At 70.5% G+C, this 18,416-nt stretch carries 15 protein-coding genes; 8 read left to right on the plus strand and 7 right to left on the minus strand.

Features of this window, described 5'->3' with window-relative positions; genetic code table 11:
- Positions 1-59 precede the first annotated feature (59 nt).
- The 4 genes from glgB to AB0J64_RS05405 all read left to right on the plus strand — a co-directional run bounded on the left by glgB (position 60) and on the right by AB0J64_RS05405 (position 7,167).
- On the plus strand, positions 60-2,222 hold the full coding sequence (gene glgB / locus AB0J64_RS05390) for a 1,4-alpha-glucan branching protein GlgB (protein ID WP_364021012.1): 2,163 nt from the start codon (positions 60-62) through the stop codon (positions 2,220-2,222).
- Positions 2,223-2,319: 97 nt separating this feature from the next.
- Positions 2,320-4,203 carry a S8 family serine peptidase gene (locus AB0J64_RS05395; protein WP_364021015.1) on the plus strand — a complete coding sequence of 628 codons (1,884 nt, stop codon included), beginning with the start codon at positions 2,320-2,322 and terminating at the stop codon, positions 4,201-4,203.
- A gap of 130 nt (positions 4,204-4,333) precedes the next feature.
- Positions 4,334-5,740: a S8 family serine peptidase gene (locus tag AB0J64_RS05400; RefSeq protein ID WP_364021018.1), complete on the plus strand. Its 1,407-nt coding sequence runs from the start codon at positions 4,334-4,336 to the stop codon at positions 5,738-5,740.
- A gap of 71 nt (positions 5,741-5,811) precedes the next feature.
- Positions 5,812-7,167 (plus strand): S8 family serine peptidase, encoded by a 1,356-nt coding sequence (locus AB0J64_RS05405; protein ID WP_364021021.1) that lies wholly within the window; start codon positions 5,812-5,814, stop codon positions 7,165-7,167.
- Between the two features lie 43 nt (positions 7,168-7,210).
- Here AB0J64_RS05405 and AB0J64_RS05410 read toward each other — a convergent pair whose 3' ends face one another.
- The gene (locus AB0J64_RS05410; protein WP_364021024.1) at positions 7,211-8,101 is read right to left on the minus strand and encodes an NAD-dependent epimerase; all 891 of its coding nucleotides are present in this window, start codon (positions 8,099-8,101) and stop codon (positions 7,211-7,213) included.
- Between the two features lie 71 nt (positions 8,102-8,172).
- Between AB0J64_RS05410 and AB0J64_RS05415 the strand changes: the two genes are divergently transcribed.
- Positions 8,173-9,099, plus strand: a complete 927-nt coding sequence (locus AB0J64_RS05415) for a helix-turn-helix domain-containing protein (RefSeq protein WP_364021027.1) — start codon at positions 8,173-8,175, stop codon at positions 9,097-9,099.
- A gap of 7 nt (positions 9,100-9,106) precedes the next feature.
- Here AB0J64_RS05415 and AB0J64_RS05420 read toward each other — a convergent pair whose 3' ends face one another.
- Positions 9,107-9,313, minus strand: a complete 207-nt coding sequence (locus AB0J64_RS05420) for a hypothetical protein (protein WP_364021030.1) — start codon at positions 9,311-9,313, stop codon at positions 9,107-9,109.
- A gap of 133 nt (positions 9,314-9,446) precedes the next feature.
- Here AB0J64_RS05420 and AB0J64_RS05425 point away from each other — a divergent pair, with 133 nt between their 5' ends.
- Positions 9,447-10,643: an FAD-dependent monooxygenase gene (locus AB0J64_RS05425; RefSeq protein WP_364021033.1), complete on the plus strand. Its 1,197-nt coding sequence runs from the start codon at positions 9,447-9,449 to the stop codon at positions 10,641-10,643.
- A gap of 56 nt (positions 10,644-10,699) precedes the next feature.
- The gene (gene sppA / locus AB0J64_RS05430; protein ID WP_364021036.1) at positions 10,700-12,397 is read left to right on the plus strand and encodes a signal peptide peptidase SppA; all 1,698 of its coding nucleotides are present in this window, start codon (positions 10,700-10,702) and stop codon (positions 12,395-12,397) included.
- Positions 12,398-12,416: 19 nt separating this feature from the next.
- On the opposite strand, the gene AB0J64_RS05435 is transcribed toward sppA, so the two are convergent.
- From AB0J64_RS05435 to AB0J64_RS05455, 5 genes are read right to left on the minus strand one after another with little or no spacing between them, the layout of a single operon-like run.
- On the minus strand, positions 12,417-12,899 hold the full coding sequence (locus AB0J64_RS05435) for a flavin reductase family protein (protein ID WP_364021039.1): 483 nt from the start codon (positions 12,897-12,899) through the stop codon (positions 12,417-12,419).
- 49 nt (positions 12,900-12,948) lie between these two features.
- Positions 12,949-13,881, minus strand: a complete 933-nt coding sequence (locus AB0J64_RS05440) for an ABC transporter substrate-binding protein (protein ID WP_364021042.1) — start codon at positions 13,879-13,881, stop codon at positions 12,949-12,951.
- A 37-nt stretch (positions 13,882-13,918) separates the two neighbouring features.
- Positions 13,919-14,611, minus strand: coding sequence for an ABC transporter permease (locus AB0J64_RS05445; protein WP_364021045.1), 693 nt, complete (start codon positions 14,609-14,611; stop codon positions 13,919-13,921).
- Positions 14,608-15,288 (minus strand): ABC transporter permease subunit, encoded by a 681-nt coding sequence (locus AB0J64_RS05450; RefSeq protein WP_344991909.1) that lies wholly within the window; start codon positions 15,286-15,288, stop codon positions 14,608-14,610. The genes AB0J64_RS05445 and AB0J64_RS05450 overlap by 4 nt, the downstream gene beginning before the upstream one ends.
- Complete coding sequence (locus tag AB0J64_RS05455) at positions 15,281-16,321, minus strand: ABC transporter ATP-binding protein (RefSeq protein WP_364021049.1); 1,041 nt, start codon at positions 16,319-16,321, stop codon at positions 15,281-15,283. The genes AB0J64_RS05450 and AB0J64_RS05455 overlap by 8 nt, the downstream gene beginning before the upstream one ends.
- A gap of 296 nt (positions 16,322-16,617) precedes the next feature.
- On the opposite strand from AB0J64_RS05455, the gene AB0J64_RS05460 reads away from it, so the two are divergent.
- Positions 16,618-18,354 carry a hypothetical protein gene (locus AB0J64_RS05460; RefSeq protein WP_364021052.1) on the plus strand — a complete coding sequence of 579 codons (1,737 nt, stop codon included), beginning with the start codon at positions 16,618-16,620 and terminating at the stop codon, positions 18,352-18,354.
- The last annotated feature ends 62 nt before the right edge of the window (positions 18,355-18,416 follow it).

The raw sequence follows: 18,416 nt of genomic DNA on the forward strand, positions 1-18,416 counted from the left end.
TGAAAGCGGGCAGTGCCTGAGGTGGACGGTCATCATAGGGCAGTGTTGGGAGCATGCCGATGAGGACAGAGCTCGACCGCCTCGCGGGTGGGGCGCACCACGATCCGCACTCCGTGCTCGGAGCGCACCCCGGGACCGGCGGGGTGGTTTTCCGCACCTTGCGCCCGCTGGCCGAGCGGGTGCGGGTGGTGCTGGACGACGGTACGGCCCATGACATGAAACACCAGGCCCACGGGGTGTTCGAGGTCACGGTCCCGGGGCTGGACAAGGTGCCCGACTACACGCTGAGCGTCAAGTACGCCGGCCACGACCCGTACGAGGTGCGCGACCCGTACCGGCACTGGCCCACGCTCGGCGAGGTGGACCTGCACCTCATCGGCGAGGGGCGGCACGAGCGGCTGTGGGAGGCGCTCGGCGCCCGCGTGATGAAGCACGAGGACGTGGAGGGCACGGCGTTCGCCGTCTGGGCGCCCAACGCGCGCGGCATCCGGGTCGTCGGCGACTTCAACCACTGGGACGGCACCGCCTACCCGATGCGCTCGCTGGGCCGCTCGGGGGTGTGGGAGCTGTTCGTCCCCGGGGTCGGGGTGGGCGAGCGGTACAAGTACCAGATCCTGGGCGCCGACGGCGTGTGGCGCGACAAGGCCGACCCGATGGCCAGGCGCACCGAGGTGCCGCCGCTGACGGCGTCCGTGGTCGACAAGTCGGCCTACGCCTGGGGCGACGACGCCTGGCTCGCCGAGCGGCGCGAGAAGCGTCCGCTGGACGAGCCGATGAGCGTCTACGAGGTGCACCTGGGGTCGTGGCGCCCCGGGCTGTCGTACGTGGAGCTGGCCGACCAGCTCTCCTCGTACGTGTCCGACATGGGTTTCACGCACGTGGAGCTGCTGCCGGTGGCCGAGCACCCGTTCGGCGGGTCGTGGGGCTACCAGGTGACGTCCTACTACGCGCCGACGGCCAGGTTCGGCACGCCCGACGAGTTCCGCCATTTCGTGGACCTGATGCACCAGCGCGGCATCGGCGTGCTGCTGGACTGGGTGCCCGCGCACTTCCCGATGGACGACTGGGCGCTGGCGCGCTTCGACGGCACCCCGCTCTACGAGCACGCCGACCCGGCCAGGGGCGAGCATCCTGACTGGGGCACGTACGTGTTCGACTTCGGCCGCAGGGAGGTGCGCAACTTCCTGGTGGCCAACGCGCTCTTCTGGCTGAAGGAGTTCCACATCGACGGGCTGCGCGTGGACGCGGTCGCGTCGATGCTCTACCTCGACTACTCGCGGCGCGAGGGCGAGTGGACGCCGAACATCTACGGCGGCAGGGAGAACCTCGACGCGGTCGAGTTCCTCAAGGAGATGAACGCCGTCGTCTACCGGGAGGCGCCCGGCATCTCGACCGTCGCCGAGGAGTCGACGGCCTGGCCGGGGGTCTCGCGCCCGGTCCACCTGGGCGGGCTCGGGTTCGGGTTCAAGTGGAACATGGGCTGGATGCACGACACGCTCGAATACCTCCGCCACGAGCCGGTCTTCCGCCAGTACCACCACCATCAGCTGACGTTCTCGCTGCTGTACGCCTACTCCGAGAACTACGTGCTGCCGCTCTCCCACGACGAGGTCGTGCACGGCAAGGGCTCGCTGCTCGGCAAGATGCCGGGCGACGAATGGCAGCGTTTCGCGCAGCTGCGGGCGTTGCTGGCGTTCATGTGGGCACATCCGGGCAAGCAGCTGCTGTTCATGGGCGGCGAGTTCGGCCAGGGGTCGGAGTGGTCGGAGGAGCGCGGGCTGGACTGGTGGGTGCTGGAGTTCGACGGGCACCAGGGCGTGCAGCGGCTGGTACGCGACCTGAACCGGATCTACCGCGAGACCCCGGCGCTGTGGGAGCAGGACGCCCGGCCGGAGGGGTTCCGGTGGATCGACGCCGACGACGCCTCAGGTAACACGTTCTCGTTCCTCCGGTACGCGAACGACGGGTCCGCGGTGGCGTGCGTGATCAACTTCAGCGGCGCGCCGCATGAGAACTACCGGCTCGGCCTCCCGTACGCGGGCCAGTGGTCGGAGGCCGTCAACACCGACGCCTACGACTACTGGGGCAGCGGCGTGGGCAACCTCGGGACGGTCGAGGCCGACGGCGAGCCCTGGCACGGGCTGCCGCATTCGACCACGCTCCGGGTGCCGCCGCTCGGCGCGGTGTGGCTCACACACGAGGGAGACACACTGAACGTTTGAGGTGCATGCGCTGAAAGTTCGGTGAGAAACGGCCAGGGGGTCTGTGCCTGTCCGATAAATCACCCTAAACTCCGAGATCATCCCCCTCGGAGGACGCGTGCGACTTCGCCCCCTGATCGTAAGCACGATCGTGCTGGCCCTGCTGCCGCTGTCTGGTCCGGCCTACGCCGAGGACCCGACACCCACCCCCAGCGTTTCGCCGAGCGAAACCAAGGTGGAGGAGGGGTTAGGCGTCGACGGCGGGGCCGTCCGGGCCATCGTCGAACTGACCGACCCCGCCCAGAACGCGCCCGTGGCGGCCCAGGCGACGACCGAGAGCGTGGATGTGCTGCTCCAGCCGCCCAGCCAGCCCTTCATGGTCGTGGAGGGCACCGCCGAGGAGCTGGCCAGGCTGTCCGAGGACCCGCGGGTCACCTCCATCCACCGGGACAGGACGTACTCGCCGGTGGACGTCGGCCCCAACCTCAAGCTGATCGGCGCCGACCAGGCGCAGGCCAAGGGGTACACCGGAGCCGGGCAGGCGGTGGCCGTGCTGGACACCGGCATCGACGAGGACCACCCGTGGTTCCAGAACCGGATCGTGGCCGAGGCCTGCTTCTCCGCCGTGGAGGACGGGGTCCAGTCGCTCTGCCCGAACGGCCAGACCTCGCAGATCGGCACGGGCGCGGCGAACGCCACGACGGCCAAGTGCCTGGCGGACGGCGTGAACCTGTGCGAGCACGGCAGCCACGTCGCGGGCATCGCGGCCGGCACCGGAGGGGTGGCACCGGGGGCGAACATCGTGGCGGTGCAGGTGTTCAGCCGGGTCGACGACGAGGACGCCTGCTTCGGCGAGTCCGCGTGCCTGCTGGCGTACGAGTCGTCGCTGCGGCAGGCCATGGACTACGTGACGGCGCTGAACCAGCCGATCGCCGCGGTCAACCTGAGCCTGGGCGGCGAGCTCTCCGAGACCGACTGTGACACCAGCGAGGAAGGCGCGATCTTCAAGCCGAAGATCGATGCCCTGCTGGCCAAGGGCATCGCGACCGTGGTGGCCGCGGGGAACGAGTACTTCGAAGGGGCCTCGTACCCGGCCTGCGTCTCCTCCGCGGTGGCGGTCGGGGCGAACGACAACAACGACGTCATCGCGCCCTTCTCCAACCGCGGGGCCACCGTGGACCTGTTCGCGCCTGGCGTGGACGTCGAGTCGTCCGTCCCGGACAACCGGACGGCCGTGTTCAGCGGCACCTCGATGGCGAGCCCGCACGTGGCCGGCGCGCTGGCGCTGATGAAGGCGGCCTCGCCGGGCACGCCGATGACCGATCTGATCAACAAGCTGAAGTCGACCGGCAGGCCGTACGTGTACGACGTCAACGGCACGCAGGTCACGACGCCGCGGCTGGACCTGGCGGCGGCCCTGACCGGGGCGGCGCCGCAGCCGTCCGTCTCGCAGTCGCCGCCGACCATGCCGACCGACGACCCCGACCCCGAGCCGGGCCCGTCGGACAGCAGCGGCCCCACCCCCGAGCCCGAGGACCCGGGTGACCAGACGCCGGAGCAGCCCTCCACCTCCAGCACCCCGGTCCCGCTGCCCACGGTCACCGTGACCGTGACGGTCACGCCGACCCCGAAGACCACGGCGCAGGTCTGCACGCGCGGCACGGCCGCGGCGAAGCTGACGGCCGCCAAGTGGGCCGTGGAGATCCACCGCAGCAGCGGCACGATCCCGGACGCCACGCTCACCTGCTACCTGAAGCTGATCGGCAAGTCGAGCAAGGTGTTCCCCGAGGTGACCAAGGCGTCCTCGCTCGGCAAGGCGTACCGGGTGCTGAAGAACACGAAGACCAGCAAGGCCAAGCTGGACCGCGCGCTGCTCACGGCCTGGCTGAACTGGGCCCACGGCACGAACGGCACCACGAAGCTGACCGCCGCCGAGAAGGTGCGGCTGAGCGGCAAGTCGTCCGCCACGGCGCTGAGGAAGGCGGCGAAGAACGTCAAATAGCGAGCCTCTGGCCCGCACGAAGGCAAAAACGCCTCCAACGTTTCTCTGGGCGACATACGCCACCGACATCACTGTTGTCGCAGGTGGGGAAGTATGCGGCTGTGGATGAGCCGGAAGCCGGGAGGAACACGTGAGGCCACGATCCCTGCTGGGCGGCGCCCTGGCGCTGGTCGCGACGTCCGCCGTGCTCTTCGCGGCCCCGGCGCTCCTGGCGGAGAGCGAGCCGCCGGTGGGGCCGCCGGTGCCGCGCGCCGCGGGCAACGGGCCGCTCATCAGCCCCGCCCTCGTGGCGGAGGTCCGGACGAGGTCCAGGGTCCGCTCCATCATCCAGCTCAAGCCGGGAGAGAGCGTCGCAGCCGTCGCGAAGGACGTGGAACAGGCCTCCGTGAGCAGCCGGGTCGTGGACGCCACGTCGTCGCCGCACTTCTTCGTCGCCGAGGTGGACCGCGTGACCCTCGCGAAGCTGGAGAAGGACGCCCGGATCCAGGCCGTCTACAAGGACGAGCTGCGAACGACCACCCTCGACGACAACAGCACCGCCCTCATCCGCTCGGACCAGGCGAACCAGGCAGGCTGGACCGGAAAGGGCACGACGGTCGCCATCCTGGACACGGGGATCGACCGCGACCATCCCTACCTCGCCGGCCGGATCGTGGACGAAGCATGCTTCTCCACCTCAGACCCCCGCGACGGCACCGTCTCGCTCTGCCCGAACAACCGGCCCACGCAGACGGGCCCCGGGGCGGCCGACGCCGAGACGGCCCAGTGCATCGTCAGGGGCGCGAACGCCTGCTCCCACGGCACGCACGTGGCGGGCATCGCCGCCGGCCGGATGACCGCGGGCGCGCCCGCCAACGGCGTCGCCCCCGACGCGGGCATCCTGCCGATCCAGGTCTTCAGCCGCGTGGACAACGCGGCGACCTGCGAGGTGGGCCGTACTCCCCCGCCGTGCTTCCTCAGCTACCTCTCCGACGAGAAGCTGGCGCTCGAGTACGTCGCGCGGGTCGTCAGGGCCCACAACATCGCCGCGGTGAACATGAGCCTCGGCGGCGGCGGCCCGTACACCGAGGCGTGCGACACGGACGCGGCCGCCTCCGCGGTCAAGCCGGAGTTCGACACGCTGGTGAGCATGGGCGTGGCACCTGTGGTGGCGGCGGGCAACAACGGCTTCGCGAACGGCATCGTCGCCCCCGCCTGCCTCTCCAGCGCCATCGCGGTGGGCGCCACCGACGGCTTCGACCAACCGGCCCGCTTCACCAACCGGGGGCCGATGCTCGACCTGTTCGCTCCGGGCGTGAGCATCAGGTCCTCGGTGCCCGACGACACGTACGTCGAGCGCAGCGGCACCTCGATGGCCGCGCCGCACGTGGCGGGGATGTTCGCGCTGATGAAGCAGGCATACCCGGACTTCACGGTCGCGCAGAGCCTTCAGCGCCTGCAGGGAACGGGCGCGGCGATCCGCTACTCCGCCGCGGGCACCCTCGTGACCACGGCCAGGATCGACGCGCAGCACGCCACCGCGGCCGCGCACGCCTGAGCCCTATGACACCAGTTGTCCAATTAACTACACTTCTGCAACAAACGCCCCCGATCCCCCCGGAGGAACAGTTGAGACTGTCGTCTCTACTGGCCGGCGCCATCGCGTTAGCCGCAACCTCGGCCGCGCTGGTCGCCACACCCGCTCTCGCCGACCCAGAATCCAAGATCGACCCTGCGATCACCACGACCGGCGAGCACCGCGCCATCGTCCGCGTGCAGCAGCCCGCACAGGTGAAGTCCGTGCAGTCCAGAGCGGAAGCGGTGAAGCGGGACAAGAAGAACGTCTACGCCGAGCCGCCTGCAGAGGTGGCGGACAAGCTGGACTTCTTCGTCTACCGGGGCACCCGCGCCGAGCTCGAGCAGATCGCCGAGCAGTCCGACGTCGTCTCCATCCGCAAGGACCGGCTCAACGAACCGTCGCTGGTGGAGAGCATCCCGCTGATCGGCGCGGACCGGGCGCACCGGCAGGGCTTCACGGGCAGGGGCACCGCCGTCGCGATCCTGGACTCCGGCATCGACGACGATCACCCTGCCTTCGGCAACCGGATCGTCGCCCAGGCCTGCTTCTCCTCCGCCGATCCTGCCGACAACTCCACGCCGCTCTGCCCGAACGGCAGCCAGTTCCAGATCGGTGACGGCGCGGCCGACGCCGAGACGGCCGCCTGCATGACGGGCGCCCCGCAGCCGCAGTACGGCCTGTGCTACCACGGCACGCACGTCGCGGGCATCACGGCCGGCCAGGCCACCGCCGACTTCCCGGCGAACGGCGTGGCACCCAAGGCCAAGATCATTCCGGTGCAGGTGTTCAGCCGCTTCGACGACTCCCCGTACTGCGCCGGCCGCCCGGTCTGCGTCCTGGCGTACGACTCCTCGATCCTGACCGGTATGGCGTACGCCGACCTGCTGGCCGACCAGTACGAGATCGCCTCCGTGAACCTGAGCCTGGGCGGTGGCCAGTACACCGAGGTCTGTGACGAGGGCGACGGGGCCGACTTCAAGGCCGAGGTCGACAAGCTCCTCGCCAAGGGCACCGCCACGGTGGTCGCGTCCGGCAACAACGGCTTCGACGCGGCGGTGTCGTGGCCCGCGTGCGTCTCGAACACGGTCGCGGTGGGCGCGACGGACAAGCAGGACGCGGTGGCCTCCTTCTCGAACCGGGGGGCGCTGCTGGACGTGTTCGCGCCCGGGGTGGCGATCAAGGCGGCGATCGCGGGCAACACGTACGCGACGCTGAACGGCACCTCGATGGCCGCTCCGCACGTCACAGGCGCCCTGGCCCTGCTCCACCAGAAGCGGCCCCGCGCAGGGGTGGACCAGCTGGTCGACCTGCTGCGGCGCACGGGCAAGCCGATCACGTACACGAGCGCGGGGGCCGAGGTCACGACGCCCCGCATCAACGTGTACGCGGCCCTGCACAGCCGCTGAATCCGCAGGCCGGGGCAGCGGACGCCCGTTGCCCCGGCCAGCGCTAGATCAGTTCCCGGAGCACGTCGTCGACCGGGGTGGCGCCCACGCCGAGGATCTTCTCGGTCTCCGAGAAGTCGACGACGAAGGGGTGGCCGGGCTGGATGAGCACTTCGTGCATCTCCCCCCAGAGCGGGTCGGTGAAGCCGAGCAGGGTCAGGTCGCGTTCGGTCATCTCCTCCATCCGCGGCTCGGGCGCCCCCGCGAGCCGCGCGAGCCGCCGGGCCAGCTCCCGCACCGACAGGGTCGCGGTGGGCACGTGCCAGGCCCTGCCGTACGCCTGCTCGTCGCGGCTCGCGGCGACCAGCGTGCGCGCGGTGTCGCCGATCGACGAGTAACTGTGGGGCACGTCGAGCTCCTGCGGCACCAGGGCGAGCCGGCCTTCCAGGACAGGCCGCTGCACCATGAAGCTGAACACGGAGAAGGCGCCCGCGCCGTAGAACTGGGCGGCCCGCACCTCGGTGACCTTCACGCCCGAGGCGGCGGCCTCCTCCCATGCCCGCGCCCTGGCCCGCCCCTTGGGCCCGGTGGCGGCCAGCGGGAAGTCGGGCGCGACCGGCCTGTCCACCGGCCCGTAGGCGTACATGTTGCCGAGCATCACGTAAGCGGTCCCGGTCCGCTTCACCGCCGTGAGCAGCGACGCCGTCAGGATCGGCAGCTGCTCGGGCCAGGTGTGGTACGGCGGCACGGCGGTGGTGAACAGCGTGTCCGCGCCCTCGGCCAGCTCGGTGAGCCGATCGGCGTCGGTCGCGTCCGCGGCGACCTTCTCGACGAGCGGATGGTCCGGCCCGCCGCCGCTGCGGCTGATCATTCGTACCCGCTCGCCGTCCTCGGCCAGCAGCAGAGCGGTCTTCGACGCGGCGGCCCCGCGTCCCACGATCACATGAAATTTCATGATGACAACGGTGCCGACCTGTGATCCCGTAGCCTAGTGGCCGGAATGCCATCTATCCGGAAGATCTGGCCATGCACCGTGTCGCCGCAGTGATCGTGCCTCCCGTGCTGAGCTTCGACGTCTCGATCCCTCTCATGGTGTTCGGCGACGAGTCCCGCTACGACGTGCGCGTCTGCACGGCGCGGCCCGGCCCGGTGCCGACCGTCGGGGGTCCCGACGTGCTGGTGAGGGACGGCCTGGACGCGATGGAAGGCGCGCACACGGTGCTCGCCGTAGGGAGCGGCGGCGAGGCGGCTCCTCCTGAGGTCCTCGACGCCTTGAGGAAGGCCGCGGCCGGCGGAGCACGGATCGCCTCGCTGTGCACGGGGGCGTTCGTGCTGGCCCAGGCAGGCCTGCTCGACGGGCGCCGCGCCACCACCCACTGGGGGCTGGCCGCCGACCTCGCCGCCCGCTTCCCGGCGATCGACGTCCGGCCCGACGTCCTGTTCGTCGAGGACGGCGGCATCTTCACCTCTGCGGGCGCCGCGGCCGCCATCGACCTCTGCCTGCATCTGATCAGGCTCGACTACGGGGCGGCGGTGGCCAACGCGGCGGCACGGCTCGCGGTCGTCTCTCCCGTACGGCCGGGCGGTCAGGCCCAGTTCATCGAGACCCCGCTGCCTCCCGAGCGCGGCACCTCACTCGCCCCCACCCGGGCCTGGGCGCTCGAGCACCTCGACCGCCCGCTCACCCTGGCGGACCTGGCCGGCCATGCCAGGGTGAGCGTGCGGACGCTGACCAGGCGCTTCCACGCCGAGACCGGCCTGAGCCCGCTCCAGTGGCTGCTGCACCGGCGCGTCGACCGGGCCAGGGAGCTGCTGGAGACCACCGAGCTGCCCATGGACCAGGTCGCCGAGAAGAGCGGCCTGGGCAGCCCGGACTCCCTCCGCAAGCATCTGGCCGGCCGGGTCGGGCTCACTCCCACGGCCTACCGCGCGAGCTTCACCCGCATGGGATGATCGCTCGTCAGGGGTTCCGGGCCCCCGCCACCAGCCGGATGGCGGCGTTCAGGCGGTTCCACGCGTTGACGTTGGCGATGGCCACGAGCAGCCCCGCCAGCTCGGTCTCGTCGAAGTGGCCGGCCGCCTCCCGCCACCCCGCCACCGACCAGATCCGCTCGTCGGACTCGCCGTCCTTGTAGCTGTCCGGCAGCAGCTTCACGGGGTGTGCCATACGTGCTTGCATGGTTCGCTCCAAGTCCAGGTTCCGGCTGTCAGCGGTAGGACGGGGCGGCCGGCCAGAATGTGACAGCCGTGGTGAGCGCGCGGTGAGCAGGCGGTGAGCCCTCCGGAGCAGGCTCTCCGTCATGAAGAGCCTCAACGTCCTGATCTCCGGCGCCTCGGTCGCCGGCCCCGCGCTCGCCTACTGGCTCCACCGCCACGGCTTCAACGCCACGATCGTGGAGCGCGCCCCCGCGCTCCGGGACGGCGGCTACGCCGTCGACTTCCGCGGCGAGGTCCACCTGTCGATCCTGCGCAGCATGGGCATCCTGGCCGACCTCGAGCGCGCCCGCACCGGCATGGGCTCCATGGCGTACGTCAACAGCGCGGGCAAGGTGCAGGCCAAGATGCCCGCCGACCTCTTCGCCGGGGACATCGAGATCCTCCGGGGCGACCTCGTACGCATCCTGTACGACGCCACCAAGGACCACACCGAGTACATCTTCGGGGACTCCATCACCTCGCTCACCGAGGACGACCACGGCGTGACCGTCGCCTTCGAACGCACCCCGCCCCGCCAGTTCGACCTGGTGATCGGCGCCGACGGCCTGCACTCCAACACCCGCCGCCTGACGTTCGGGCCGGAGGAGCAATTCGTCAAGCACCTCGGCCTCTACTGCGCGATCTTCACCACCTCCAACTACCTCGGACTCGACCACACCGGGCACGCCTACCGCACCGGGGGCAAGGTGGTCATGCTGCACAGCTCCCGCCACAACGCCGAGGCCAGGGCCGTCTTCTACTTCTCCTCCCCGGAGCTCGACCTCAACCGCCGCGACGTGAGCAGGCAACAGGCCGTCCTCGCCGAGCAGTACACCGGCAACGGCTGGCAGAGCGACCGGCTGCTGAACGAGATGCGGCACGCGCCCGACTTCTACTTCGACTCGGTCGGCCAGGTCCACATGGATGCCTGGACGCGCGGCCGGGTCGCCCTGGTCGGCGACGCCGCCTACTGCCCCTCCTCCCTGTCGGGCATGGGCTCGGGGCTCGCCCTGGTGGGTGCGTACGTCCTGGCGGGAGAGCTGGCCGCGGCGCAGGGCGACCACCGCGTCGCGTTCGCCCGCTACGAGGAGGAGATGCGTGAGTACGCCGTCGGCTGCCAGAAGATGGGCGACGGCGTCGCCGGCCTCATGGTTCCGGGCAGCCGCTTCGTGGCCGGGCTGCTCAACCGCTACTACAAGCTCATGCCGTACCTGCCGGGGAAGAACATGGCCGCCAAGATCGCCCGCAGGACCGCCGAGAACATCACGCTACGGGACTACAAGGACCTCGCCCGGTCATAGCGACGGTCTGCAAACAGCCAAGCCCATTTCGAATCGCGTCGCTTAGGGTGGCTTCTATGGACGCAGGCAAGGCGATCTTCGAAACCGTCGACAAGCTTCGCCAGCGGCGCACGGCCCCGCTGGTGCTCGAGCTCGATCTCACAGAGGGCATCACCGAGGGCCCGCCGGCGGACCCGCTCGCCGCGGTGCTGTCCATGCGCAAGACGCGCCTGTCCGACGTCCTGTCGGGCCTCAAGCGCGCCAGACAGGACTCCAGGGTCAAGGCGCTGGTGGTGAAGATCGGCAGCAACCCGCTGGGCCTGGCCATGGTGCAGGAGCTGCGCCAGGCCGTGATCCAGTTCAGGGCGGCGGGCAAGCTGACCGTCGCGTTCGCCGAGACGTTCGGCGAGTTCGGCGGCGGCACGGTGCAGTACTACCTGGCCACCGCGTTCGAGCGCGTCTACCTGCAGCCGAGCGGCGACGTCGGGCTCACCGGGGTGGCGCTGGAGCAGCGCTTCGTCAAGGGGGCGCTGACCAAGCTGGGCGTGGGCTACGAGGCCGGGCAGCGGCACGAGTACAAGACCGCCGTGAACACCTTCACCCAGGACCACATGACCGACCCGCACCGCGAGTCCATGAGCCGCATCGTCGAGTCGGTCACCGAGAGCCTCATCACGGGCATCGCCGACGGGCGCCGGCTCGACCCGGGCAAGGTCCGCGAGCTGATCGACCGCGGCCCGTTCACCGCCGGCGAGGCGGAGGAGGCCGGGCTGGTCGACCGGCTGGCCTACCGCGACGAGGTGTACGACGAGGTCAAGCAGGCGGCGGGCGACGAAGCCCACCTGCTGTTCATCTCCCGCTACGCCCGGGGCGCGGCCGTGAAGAAGCTGCCGAACCCGATGGCGGACGGGGTCGCGCTCATCCACGGCACCGGCATGATCAGGACCGGCCGCAGCGGCCGCAGCCCGCTCGGCGGCGGCGGGGCGATGGGCTCCGACACGGTCAGCGCCGCGTTCCGCGCGGCCCGGCGGGACGAGCACGTCAAGGCCGTCGTGTTCCGGGTGGACAGCCCCGGCGGCTCGTACGTGGCCTCCGACACGGTGTGGCGCGAAGTGATCCTGACGCGCAAGGTCAAGCCGGTGATCGTCTCCATGGGCGACATGGCGGCGTCCGGCGGCTACTTCGTCGCGATGGCCGCCGACGTGATCGTGGCCCAGCCCGGCACGCTGACGGGCTCGATCGGCGTGTACGGCGGCAAGCCGGTCCTCACCGAAATGCTGGAAAAAATCGGGATAAATTCAGAACTTGTCGCCGCGGGCACCAACGCCGGCATGTTCTCCACCTCTCGCGGCTTCTCCCCCGAGCAGTGGGAACGCGTGAACGCCTGGCTCGACCGGATCTACGACGACTTCGTGGGCAAGGTGGCCCAGAGCCGCGACCTCACCCGTGAGCGCGCGCACGAGCTGGCCCGCGGCCGCGTGTGGACCGGCGCCGACGCGCACGCCAGCGGGCTCGTGGACGAGCTGGGCGGCCTGGAGGACGCGCTGGCCCTGGCCAGAAAGCGCACCGGCCTCGCCGACGACGCCCCCGTGCGCACCTACCCCCGGCTCAACCCGCTGGAGCGGCTGCGCGGGCCCGAGTCCAGCGAGGACAAGTCCGCCGCCCTGGCGCGGATCCGCCTCGACGCGTGGGGCCCGCTGGCCCGTCTCTCCGCCGAGCTGGGCCTCCCGGCCACCGGCCCGCTCCTCCTGCCTGCCTGGTACACGATCCGCTGACCGCGCACGTGGGAGGCCATCAGCTTCCTGCGGCGCGGTAGCGGCCGCGCAGCCGTACCAGAGGGTGGAGTGAGGGGCTGACGTAGGGGACGGCGAGGACGGCGGCGATGAAGAGCGTGTGGTCCCCGGCCGGGACCACCTTGGTGGTCTCCGCCTCCAGGGCGGCCACGCCGCCCTCCACCACCAGCGCGTCCGTGTGCGCGCCCCGGTGGTGCGGAGTGCCGGCCAGCAGCAGCCTCGCGCTGGGCCGGCCCGCGGTGGCGAAGCGGCTGGCGACAGCCGCCTGGCCGGATGACAGGAGGGAGGCCGCCCAGCGGTCCTGGCGGAGCAGGACCTCGTTGAGGTAGCCGCTGCTCGCCAGGCTCACCAGCACGAGCGGGGGCTCCAGCGAGACCGACATCAGCGCCGACACCGTGACGCCCAGGTCGTCGCGCCCGTCGCGTACGGTCACCACCGCCACCCCGGCCGCGAGCTGCGCCATCGCCTCAGTGAACTCGCTCACAGATACAGTCTGGCCGAGGGCCCCCGGCGAGCGGGGACCCTCACCGGGGTCAGCCGAGGCCGTTGGAGGTCAGCCATTCCTTGGCCACCGTGGCGGGCTCGTCCTTGTTGACGGAGATCTTCTGCATCATGTCCAGGAGGGACTGCGTGGTCAGCTTCGCCGAGACGGCGTTCAGCGTGGTCTTGATCGTGTCGGTCGCGCCCGCCTTGTAGAGCAGCGGCGTCACGTTCTGGGCGGGGAAGATGTTCTTGGGGTCCTGCAGCGGCACGAGGTTGTTCGCCGTCATCTTGGGGTCGGTGGTGAACACGTTGCCGACCTGGATCGTGCCGTCCTTGATCGCGTCAGCGGTGGTCGGGCCCGTGGGCTTCCACTCCTTGAACTGGATCCCGTAGACCTCCTTGAACCGCGCCTCCCACCGCTTCTTGAACTCGGGCGGCCCGCCCACGACGAAGCTCTTGGAGACCTTGGCCAGGTCCTCCATGGTGTTCAGCGACTGCTTGGTCTGGGTGTCCTTGCTGATCGACAGGCTGTCCTTGTCCTCGGCCGGCGAGGAGTCGAGGACCTCCAGCTCGGCCGGCAGCTTCTCCTTCAGCGCGGTATTGACCTCGTCGGTGGTCGCGGCCGTGTTCTTCAGGTCGACGAAGGCCAGCAGGTTGCCGTTGTACTCGGGCACGATCGTCAGGCCGCCACTCTTGACCTGGTCGAACACGGCCTCACGGCTGCCGATGCGCGGCTTCTCCGTGACCTGCACGCCCTTGGCCTCAAGCGCCTGCGCGTAGATGGACCCGAGCAGCACGCTCTCGTCGAAGTCGAAGGACCCGATGACAGCCTTGCCCCCGCCCCCGCCCGAAGCCGAACCACTGGGGGCCGCGCTCGAGGCGTCGAGCGGGTTGCCTCCAGTGCTACCGCCACCACCACCGCAGGCGGCCATCCCGAGCATCGCCGACATGAGCACCGCGGCGATGCCGTACTTGCGTCCCATTTCGATTCTCCTTTTAAGCGGGAGGTAATAGGGGAGACTACCGAACCTTCACCCTCCGGCTCACCCCTGGGGAGACCGTCACCCTCTGGGCGAGCGTGAACAGTACCTGCACCACGAGGGCAAACAGCACAATCAGTACTGAACCCCCAACAACACTCGCGTAATCCTTCGTCGCGAAACCGTCGATCACATACCTTCCGAGACCGCCGAGCCCGGTGTACGCGGCCACGGTGGTGGTGGCCACGACCTGGATCGCCGACAGGCGGCATCCCAGCAGGATCAGCGGCAGCGCGACCGGCACGAGCACCTGTCCGAGCACCTGCCCGCCGCGCAGCCCCATCCCGTACGCGGCGTCGCGCAGCTCGGGGTCGACCCCCTTGATGCCCTCGAACGTGTTGACCAGGATCGGCGGGATCGACAGCAGCACCAGCGGGATGATCACCGGCCAGATCGAGGCCGTGCCCAGCAGCAGCACGAACATCACCAGCAGTCCGAGCGTGGGCAGCGCCCTGGCCAGGTTCGCGGAGACGACGACGATCACCTCGCCCCGGCCGGTGTGGCCGATCAGCAATCCCAGCGGCACCGCGATCAGCACGGCCAGCACCAGCGCCAGCGCCGAGAACTCGAAATGCTCCAGCAGGCGCATGGGGATGCCGGAAGAGCCCGACCAGTTGTCGCCGTTCCCGAAGAACTCGGCCAGCCAGCCGAAGAACGCGGTCAGCCAGCTCACGAACCCGTCCCCTTTCGCGCCCGTACCCATGGAGTGAGCAGCCGCTGCGCCAGCACCAGCAGCCCGTCTGCGATCAGCGCCAGCGCCACGATCAGCACGATGCCGACGATCACCGGCGGCATGAACGGATTCTGGTACGCCCGCGTGAACAGGCCGCCGAGCCCGCCCTGCCCGATCAGCGCACCCACGCTGACCAGGCTGATGCTGGAGACGGCCACCACCCGCAGCCCCGCCAGCACCACGGGGACGGCGATCGGGAGCTCCACCGCGATCAGCCTGCGCAGCGGCGTGAACCCCATCGCGACGGCCGACTGCCGCACGTGGTCGGGCACCGAGCCCAGCCCGTCCACGACGGCCGGGATCAGCACGGCCATGCCGTAGAAGGTCAGCGGGATGATCACCGTGGCCTGCGACAGCCCGGTCACCGAGATCAGCAGCATGAAGACGGGGAGCGAGGGGAGCGCGTAGACGACGTTCATGAAGCCCGAGGTGGGCTGGTAGAGCCAGCGCCAGCGCACGCAGGCGAGTCCGAGCGGCAGCGCGATGACCAGCGCGACGAGGATCGGCACCAGGGACATGGTCAGGTGGTCGAGGAGCAGGTTCTTGATGCTGTCGACCCGGCCGGTGTCCCAGTTACGCCCGATCCACTCCCAGATGGAAGGGGGGCCGTCAGCCATCTGCCGCCTCCGCGAGCGCCTGGTCGAGCGCCTCCCTGGTGGCCACGCCCACGGCCTTGCCCTGCTCGTCCACGGCCACGGCACAGCCGGACGGCGACAGCAGCGCCGCGTCGAGCGCCGTGCGCAGGGAGTCCCGCCCGTGCACGAACGTCCCGTACGGCTCCAGCTCGTCGGGCCGCGAGGCGGAGACCCACCCGGTCGGCCGACCGTCCGCGTCCACGACGAGCCGCCACGGATCGTCCGCGGTGCCGGTCAGGTCGGTACGCAACCGCAGCCCCTCCGTCGAGACGAACTGCAACCGCCTGATCCCCCTGTCATGCCCGAGGAACTCCTGCACGAAGTCGTCGGCCGGGTCGGACAGCAGCGTCTTGGGGTCGGCGATCTGCGCCAGCCTGCCGCCCACCCGCAGCACCGCCACGCGGTCGCCCAGCTTGATGGCCTCGTCGATGTCGTGGGTGACGAACACGATGGTCTTGTTCAGCTCGGACTGGAGCCTGAGCAGCTCGTCCTGGAGGCTCGTGCGCACCACCGGGTCCACCGCGCTGAACGGCTCGTCCATGAGCAGCACGGGCGGGTCCGCGGCCAGCGCCCTGGCCACGCCCACGCGCTGCTGCTGACCGCCCGAGAGCTGGAACGGGTAGCGCCCGGCGAGCCCGGGGTCGAGGCCGACGCGTTCGAGCAGCTCCATGGCCCTGTCGCGAGCCTTCTTCTTCTCCCAGCCGAGCAGGTAGGGGACGGTCGCGATGTTGTCGACGATCTTCCGATGCGGGAACAGCCCGGCCTGCTGGATGACGTACCCGATGCCGCGCCGCAGTGTCGGCGGGTCGATGCCCTGCACCGGCGTGCCGTCGAGGAGGATCTGCCCCTCCGAGGCGTCGATCATGCGATTGATCATCCGGAGCGACGTGGTTTTCCCGCAGCCCGACGGGCCGACGAGCACGGTGATCTCGCCCGTGGGAGCCTCGAGGTCGAGGCGGTCCACAGCGACCGTTCCGTCCGGATAGCGTTTGGTGACAGCGTCAAATGTGATCACGCGCGAACTCTCGCTTCAGGCTTCTGGGGCAGGGGTCGCAGCCCCCTGCCACGACCGCCGCATGATCTCTTGGACCACAGACTACGGCGGTGCGAAGTGCCCTGTCCTCCCCAGTACCGCCTGAAGCGTTTCAGTTGACCTGGATATTTACCTTAAATCCTCATCTGGTAGTGCGCCGGACCATGGTCTGTTGCATGATTACCTCCACGAACTTCTTCCTCACCCTCAGCTTCCGCACAAGCCATCAGCTCCCTCACCCGCAGCGTCCCCACAAAGCAACAAGAGGATCCGGCCCCGTGTCCCAGCCGCTCACCGATCAGCGTCAACGCGCCGAGTTGATCGCAGAGCTCTACGACCGTCATGCCGCCGGGCTGTTCGCGTACTGCGCCGACCAGCTCGGCGACCTCGGCTCTGCGTCCGACGTCCTGGTGTCCCTGTTCTCCAGCGTCGCCGGGTTCCCGTCCCTCGAGGAGCCGCCCCGCGCCTCTCTCTACGCGTTCGCCCGCCGCGAGATCCACCGGCGGGACATCGTCTACGTGCCGGCCGCCGTCGACCCGCTGATCGACCCGGCCACCGCGCTCGTCGAGCGCGTCGTGCGCGAGCTGCGCCCGCACCAGCGCGAGGTGCTGGTGCTGCGCGCGGTGTGCGGGCTGAGCATGGCGGAGCTGGCGTGGGTGCTGGACGTCGCGCCGGACACCGCCGAGGAGCTGGCGGTGGGAGCCGACCACCACTTCAGGCAGGCCCTGGGGGCGGCGCTCGCCTCGATCGGCGCCCGCGTCCCCAAGCCGGTGGCCGACGTGTACGGCGCGCTGAGCGTCGCCCCGCTCCGCGACGTCCTCGGCCGCCTCCCCTGGCCCCAGCCCCCGGGCGCGCTCCGCTTCCATTTCGTCGGCTCCCGTACGGCCGCCCCCGGCCCGCTGTTCGTGAAGCCCCGCTGGCCCAGCCCGCCGAACTGGCCCCAGCCCTTGGCCGACGGGGACCCGGCGACCAGCACGGTCATCTTCCCCGCCGAGCTCCTGACGCCGCCATCGGACTCGCGGACCCCCGCACACGACGCCACCACGGCCCCCATGCCCAAGCTCCGTGAGTCCGCGGACTCGTCCCTGCCCCGCAGGGATCCGCTGGCCTCCACCGAGTACTTTCCCCTCAGGGACCCGTTGGGCTCTCTGCCCCCGCTCCGGGACCCCCTGGGAGCCGTGGACGGCGCGCGGCCGTACGTGACCGGGAGCCGGCAGGCCGGGACCTCCGTGCCGCCTGACGAGCGCCCGTTCTTCCTGGCCCCGCCCGAGCCCGCGGGCGGCCTCGAGCCGTTCGCCACCGGCGACGTGATCTTACCCAAGGACGCCCCTGAGCCCTTCGCGACCGGCGACGTGCTCTTACCCGGCAACCTCCCGAAGCCGTTCGCAGCGGACCTTCCCAAGCCGTTCGCGGGTGACGGCGACATCCTCGCCCCCAGAGACGTCCTGGTCCACAAGGGCCCGGCCCGCCCGCTCCCGCACCCGCCGCAGGCCGACGAGCCCAGCCGCGACGCGGCCCCGCTGTTCCGCCCCCGCACGAAGTCCTCCAGACGCCCCGAGCCGGCCGCGCCTGCTGCCCCGGCCAGGCCGGCTGAGCCGATCTACCGGCTGCCTGCGCACGACGAGGAACCCGCGCTCCCGCGCGAAGAGCCCCCGATCCTGCGCAAGGAACCCGCGCCGGCTCCCACCGCTTCCCACCCGAAGCCCTCGAAGGCCCGCACCTCGCGGGAGAGCCCCTCGGCCGCCCGCCTCTCGGGCCAGAAGGCTCCCGCTCCCCAGAGCACCCCCGCGCCATCCCCCGCGCCATCCGCCGTGGAGTCCTCCCTCCTGGCCCCGCGCCCGGTCCGCGCCCGCCCGACGCCCAAGAAGCGGCCGGAGTACCGGGCCCGGCCCGAGAAGGTACGGCGCCGCAGGGACCGGCACTTCGACTGGGCCTGGGAGGCCGTCGGGTTCCTGATCTGCGTGGCGATAGCGATGATCGTCTTCTTCTCGATGCCCATGTTCGGGCATCCGTAAGAGACGTCGTCAGCCCGGCGGCGAGTCCCGCCGGCATGAGCCTGATCCCGCGCTCGAAGCGT

Origin of the sequence: Nonomuraea sp. NPDC049695, from assembly GCF_040674955.1 — a bacterium.
Lineage (GTDB): Bacteria > Actinomycetota > Actinomycetes > Streptosporangiales > Streptosporangiaceae > Nonomuraea > Nonomuraea helvata.